The organism is Kribbia dieselivorans NBRC 106261, assembly GCF_001552435.1.
Classification (GTDB): domain Bacteria; phylum Actinomycetota; class Actinomycetes; order Actinomycetales; family Dermatophilaceae; genus Kribbia; species Kribbia dieselivorans.
In genome coordinates this window covers 1-5,482 of the sequence record NZ_BCRE01000232.1, presented here as the reverse complement: position 1 = coordinate 5,482, position 5,482 = coordinate 1, and the positions used below count along the sequence as shown (strand labels likewise).

Genomic DNA, 5,482 nt, shown 5'->3' with positions numbered 1-5,482 from the left:
CGGCGTCGTGCCCGACCCGCACCTGGGCCCCGGCGGCCCGCAGCGCCGCCAGCACCGCCGAGTCACGCGCATCCGACCCGCTGACCTCGAGCCCGCGGGCCAGGAGCAGCCGGGCCACACCCGACATGCCCGCACCACCGATGGCGATGAGATGCACGCGACGGAGCGTCGTGAGCTCGGGCAACGGCGCGGCGAAGTCGAATCGGGGGTTCACGCCGTTCATGGCGAGCCTTTCTGCAGGGGTGGGTGCTCAGCGGGCGTCGCGGATGCCGCCGGCGTAGGCCATGGCGATCAGGTCGACGATCTTCTCGTCGGCACCGCGCTCCCCCACGGAGGCGGCGGCCGCAGCCATCTGCGCGACCCGTGTGGTGTCAGTGGCGAGCGGAATGAGGTCATCACGCACCCACGCGGGCGTGATCGCGGCGTCGTCGACGAGTCGGCCACCGCCCGCGGCGACGACGGCCTCGGCGTTGAACCGCTGCTCCCCGTTTCCGATCGGCAGCGGAACGTAGACCGCGGGCAACCCGACGGCGGTGAGTTCGCAGACGGTGTTCGCCCCGGCGCGCGCGACGACGAGATCGACGGCCGCGTAGGCCAGGTCCATCCGGTCGCAGTACGACAACACGACGTACGGCGCTCCGCCCGCCACCGGTTGCGGCGTGAACTCCTTGCCCGCCCCGGTGATGTGCAGCACCTGAACACCCGCGGTCGACAGATCGGTCACCGCCGCCTCGAACGCCTCGTTGAGTCGCTTGGCCCCCAGCGACCCACCGGTGACGAGCAGCGTCGGACGACCGGCCTCGAGCCCGAAGTGCGCCAGCGCCTCGGCGCGCACCGCGGCACGATCGAGGTGGGTGATCTCGGCGCGCAGCGGCATCCCGACGACGCTCGCGCCGTGCAATTGCGTCGAGGGGAACGTCACGCCGACGTACGGCGTGAGGCGGGCGCCGAGCTTGTTCGCCAATCCGGCGCGGGCGTTCTGTTCGTGGATGACGATCGGCAGTCGGCGACGGCGCGCGGCCAGGTAGGCCGGCGTCGAGACATACCCGCCGAACCCGACGACCACCTGTGCCCCGGTCTGTTCGATGGCCTCATCGGCCGCGTCGACGGCGGCCTTGAGCCGGCTCGGCAGCCGCACGAGGTCCATGTTCGGCGTGCGGGGCATGGGCACCTTCGGCACGAACCGCAGGTCGTAGCCGCGGGCCGGCACCAGCCGGGACTCCAGACCGGCCTCGGTACCGAGCACGTGCACCCCGATGGCGGGTTGCCGGCGCCGGAGGCAGTCGGCCACCGCCAGCAGCGGTGAGACGTGACCGGCGGTGCCACCTCCGGCGAGCAGAACGCTGTCGGGCAGGGGCGACGCGGGTGAGTCGGTCATCGGCGGGAGGTCCTTCGGATCGTCGGCAGCACGGAGAGGGAGGAACGCAACCAGTTCGGGCGCTCCCTGAGCATCTCAGCACACCCGGATTCCTGCCGGGCGAAGGAGAGCAGCACCCCGGCCGCGAGCATCGTCGTCACCAGCGACGACCCACCCGAGGAGACGAACGGCAACGGCACCCCGATGACCGGCAGCGCGCCGATGACCGCGCCGATGTTGATCAGGGCCTGCACGACGATCCAGCCGAGGATGCCGGCGGTGACGAGGCGCACGAACTGGTCGTCGGTGCGGCGCACCATGCGCAGCGCCACCCACGCCAGCGCGAGGAAGAGCCCCAGGACGAAGAGCGTGCCGGGCAGTCCGAGCTCCTCGCCGATGATGGCGAAGATGAAGTCGTTGTGCGGCTCGGGCAGCCACTGCCACTTCTCGCGGCTGGCCCCGAGGCCGACGCCGAACCAGCCGCCGTCGGCCAGGGCGTAGCGGCCGTGGAGGGGTTGGCGGCACAGGCCGTAGGGGTCGCAACTGGACGGGTCGAGCCAGATCGCGATGCGGCCCATCCGGTTGGCCGACGAGAGCGTCGCCGCCGTGACCAGCAGCCCGAAGCCGAGCGCCCCCACGACGAACCATCGCAGGGCCACTCCGGCCACATAGAGCATGACCGCGACGATGGCGCACAGGACCAGCGCGGTGCCGAGGTCGTGACCGAGCAGCACGAGCCCGATGATGATCGCGGCCACGGGCAACACGAACGGGATGAGCGCCTGCCAGATGTTGCCCATGAGCTGGGCCTTGTTGGCCAGGACGAGCGCCCCGAAGAGCACGAGCGCCAGCTTGCCGAACTCACTGGGTTGCACCGTGACGACCCCGAAGTCGAGCCAGTTGCGGTTGCCCTGGAAGCCGATGCCCAGCGGCGTGAACACGAGGAGCTGGCCCACGATCGCCGCCCCCAGGACGGGCAGGGCCAGCCGTTTCCAGAAACCGATCGTGCGCCGCGAGGCGATCCACAACGCGACCGTGCCGATGCCGGCGAAGCTCAGTTGCTTGAGGAAGATCGAGAAGGAGGAGTCGTTCTCCTTGAGGGAGACGATCATCGACGCCGACAGCACCATGACCAGGCCGAGCAGCACGAGCAGCCCGACGACGATCTGCAACGCCACGTACGAGGTGACCGGGGATTCGAGCGTGTCCAGCCAGCGACGCAGCGGCGCGAGCCGAGCCGTGCGTGACGAGACCGGGCCCGAGGAGACGGTGCGAGATCGGTTCGCGCTCCCCGCTCCGCCGACCGCGCCGCGCGGACGCGTGGAGCTGGAGGAAGTCACCTGCCCCTCACTCCTTTCGTGCGTACCGTCCCACTGCGGCGGCGAACGCGTCCCCGCGGGCCTCGTAGTTGGCGAACATGTCCATCGATGCGGCCGCCGGAGCCAACAGCACCGTGTCGCCCGGCAGGGCGTGATCGGCTGCGGCCCGGACGACCACGTCCATGGCTCCATCGTCGGTGACGTCGACGTCGATCAGCGGCACATCCGGGGCGTGTCGGCGCACCGCCTCGGCCAGCTGCGCCCGATCCGCGCCGATGAGCACGACGGCCCGCAGCCGTTCGGCCGCCGTCGCGACGAGCTCGTCGACGTTGGCGCCCTTGAGCAGGCCGCCGGCGATCCACACGATGTGCTCCCATGCGGCCAGCGAGGCGGACGCGGCATGCGGGTTGGTCGCCTTGGAGTCGTCGACCCAGTCGATGTCGTCGATCCGCGCGACGTGCTCGATGCGGTGCCGTTCGGGGCGCCAGGCACGCAACCCGTCATGCACCGCGCGCGGCGGCACCCCGTGGGCCCGGGCCAAGGCCGCGGCCGCGAGGGCGTTGGCGACAAGGTGGGGCGCCACCGAGGCGGCCTCCCCGCGCACATCGTCGAGGCTGGCCAACTCGGCGGCGTGATGCGCGCGATCCTCGACGAAGGCGCGGTCGGCGAGCAGGTCGTCGACGACGCCGACCATCGACGGCGCGGGCGTGCCCAGGGTGAACCCGATGGCGCGACACCCCTCGATCACCTCCGCCTCCTCGACGAGGCGTTCGGTGATGGGGTCGGCCACGTTGTAGACGCACGCGACCTGGGTGTTGGCGTAGACCTTGCCCTTGGCCGCGTAGTACGCCTCGAACGAGCCGTGCCAGTCGAGGTGATCCGGAGCGACGTTGAGACAGACCGCGGCCTGCGGGCTCATCGACTCCTGCCAGTGCAGTTGGAAGCTGCTCAGTTCGACGGCGATGACGTCGTAGGGCTCGGGGTGCACGACGGCATCGAGGATCGGTGTCCCGACATTCCCGGCACTGGTCGCGCGCAGCCCGGCGGCCCGGAGCATCGCGGTGAGCATCTGCACGGTCGTCGTCTTGCCGTTGGTGCCGGTCACGGCCAGCCACGGGGCCGCGCCGTGCTCGGCGCGCATGCGCCACGCCAGCTCGACCTCACCCCAGACCGGGATCCCGGCCCGGGCGGCGGCGGCGAGCAACGGCTGGTCGGGGCGCCACCCGGGCGAGGTGACGACGACATCGACGCGCACGTCGGTCGGCAGCGCGCAGACGTGCTCGGGCCCGAGCCGCACGTCGACGTCGAGGTGTCGCAGGATGCGCACGCGCTCGGCCAACGCGCCGGCGAGGGCCTCATCGGTCACGCCGTCGACGCCGATGACGCGGGCGCCCTGCTGGGCCAGCGTGTCGGCGGCGGCGTACCCGGACACCCCCAATCCGGCCACGAGCACGGTCAACGTGCCCCACGGCGCTCCGGCATGGGTGAAGGCGCTCAGGGTCATACCGCGCCCACCACCCACTCGGCGTAGAACAGACCCAGACCCAGCGCGACGAAGATCCCGGCGATGATCCAGAACCGGATGACGATCGTGACCTCGTTCCACCCGAGCAGCTCGAAGTGGTGCTGCAGCGGCGCCATTCGGAAGACGCGCTTGCCGGTGGTCTTGAACGAGGCGACCTGGATGATCACCGACAGCGTGATGATGACGAACAGGCCCGCGAGGACGACCATGAGCAATTCGGTGCGGGTCATGATCGCCAGACCGGCGATGGCACCACCGAGGGCGAGCGAACCGGTGTCGCCCATGAAGATCTTGGCCGGCGAGGCGTTCCACCAGAGGAACCCGACGCACGCGCCGAGCAGGGCGGCCGCCACGACGGCGAGATCGTGTGGGTCGCGCACGGTGTAGCACCCGGTGACGTTGTTGCTGACGCAGTCCTGGCTGAACTGCCACAGACCGATGAGGACGTACGCGGTGAAGACGAGGATCGACGCTCCGGTGGCCAGACCGTCAAGACCATCAGTGAGGTTCACCCCGTTCGAGGTCGCCGCGACCATGAGGTTGGCCCACAGGATGAACAGAACGGTGCCCACTCCGGTGCCCCAGTACGCGAGGTTGAGCCACGGGACGTCACGGACCCACGAGATGTGGAACGACGCGGGCGTGCGGCCCAGGTGGTCGCTGAACTGCACCGCGAGGTAGGCGAACACGACGCCGACGATCGTCTGGCCGAGGAGTTTCTCCCACGACCGCAGACCGAGGCTGCGCTGCTTGGAGATCTTCGTGTAGTCGTCGAGGAAGCCGATCAGGCCCAGGCCGACCATGAGGAACAGCACGAGCAGACCCGACGCGGTCGGCCGGGAGAGGGTGATCAGATGCGCCAGGGCATACCCGATCAGGGTCGCGCCGATGATGACCGCCCCGCCCATCGTGGGGGTGCCGCGCTTGGTGTGGTGGCTCGTCGGACCGTCGTCGCGAATGAACTGTCCGTAGCCGCGCTTGACGAGTACCCGGATGAACAAGGGGGTCCCGAGGATCGCGAGGACGAGCGCGAACGACGCGCTGAACAGGACGGTCTTCATGACGGCTCCTCGGTCAGGATTCGGTCTGCGAGCAACCGTAGTCCCGCAGCGTTGCTCGACTTGAACAACACCACGTCTCCAGCGGTCAGTTCGGTACGGAGCAGGGCATGGGCAGCCTCGCTGTCGGGCACGACACGCACGTCGGCCAACCCGGCCTCGCGCGCGCCTTCGGCGATCGGCGCCGCCACGTCCCCGACGACGACGAGCCGATCCACGCCAC

The 5,482-nt window shown here is 70.2% G+C and carries 5 protein-coding genes and 1 pseudogene; all 6 read right to left on the bottom strand.

All coding sequences use genetic code 11. From position 1 onward, the window contains the following. The coding region (locus KD1_RS15070; protein ID WP_245627431.1) for a Mur ligase domain-containing protein at positions 1-223 on the bottom strand (223 nt) is incomplete at its 3' end. Positions 224-250: 27 nt separating this feature from the next. Further along, a complete protein-coding gene (gene murG, locus KD1_RS15065) occupies positions 251-1,378 on the bottom strand; it encodes an undecaprenyldiphospho-muramoylpentapeptide beta-N-acetylglucosaminyltransferase (protein ID WP_068403280.1) in 1,128 nt (375 codons plus the stop codon). Further along, on the bottom strand, positions 1,375-2,697 hold the full coding sequence (gene ftsW / locus KD1_RS15060) for a putative lipid II flippase FtsW (protein ID WP_083542522.1): 1,323 nt from the start codon (positions 2,695-2,697) through the stop codon (positions 1,375-1,377). The genes murG and ftsW overlap by 4 nt, the downstream gene beginning before the upstream one ends. A gap of 7 nt (positions 2,698-2,704) precedes the next feature. Further along, positions 2,705-4,180, bottom strand: a complete 1,476-nt coding sequence (gene murD / locus KD1_RS15055; RefSeq protein ID WP_068403278.1) for a UDP-N-acetylmuramoyl-L-alanine--D-glutamate ligase — start codon at positions 4,178-4,180, stop codon at positions 2,705-2,707. Then, complete coding sequence (gene mraY, locus KD1_RS15050; protein WP_068403276.1) at positions 4,177-5,262, bottom strand: phospho-N-acetylmuramoyl-pentapeptide-transferase; 1,086 nt, start codon at positions 5,260-5,262, stop codon at positions 4,177-4,179. Before mraY ends, murD begins: the two co-directional genes overlap by 4 nt. Beyond that, a pseudogene (locus KD1_RS16995) lies at positions 5,259-5,482 on the bottom strand (UDP-N-acetylmuramoyl-tripeptide--D-alanyl-D-alanine ligase); the annotation flags it as partial. The gene mraY and the pseudogene KD1_RS16995, both read right to left, overlap by 4 nt.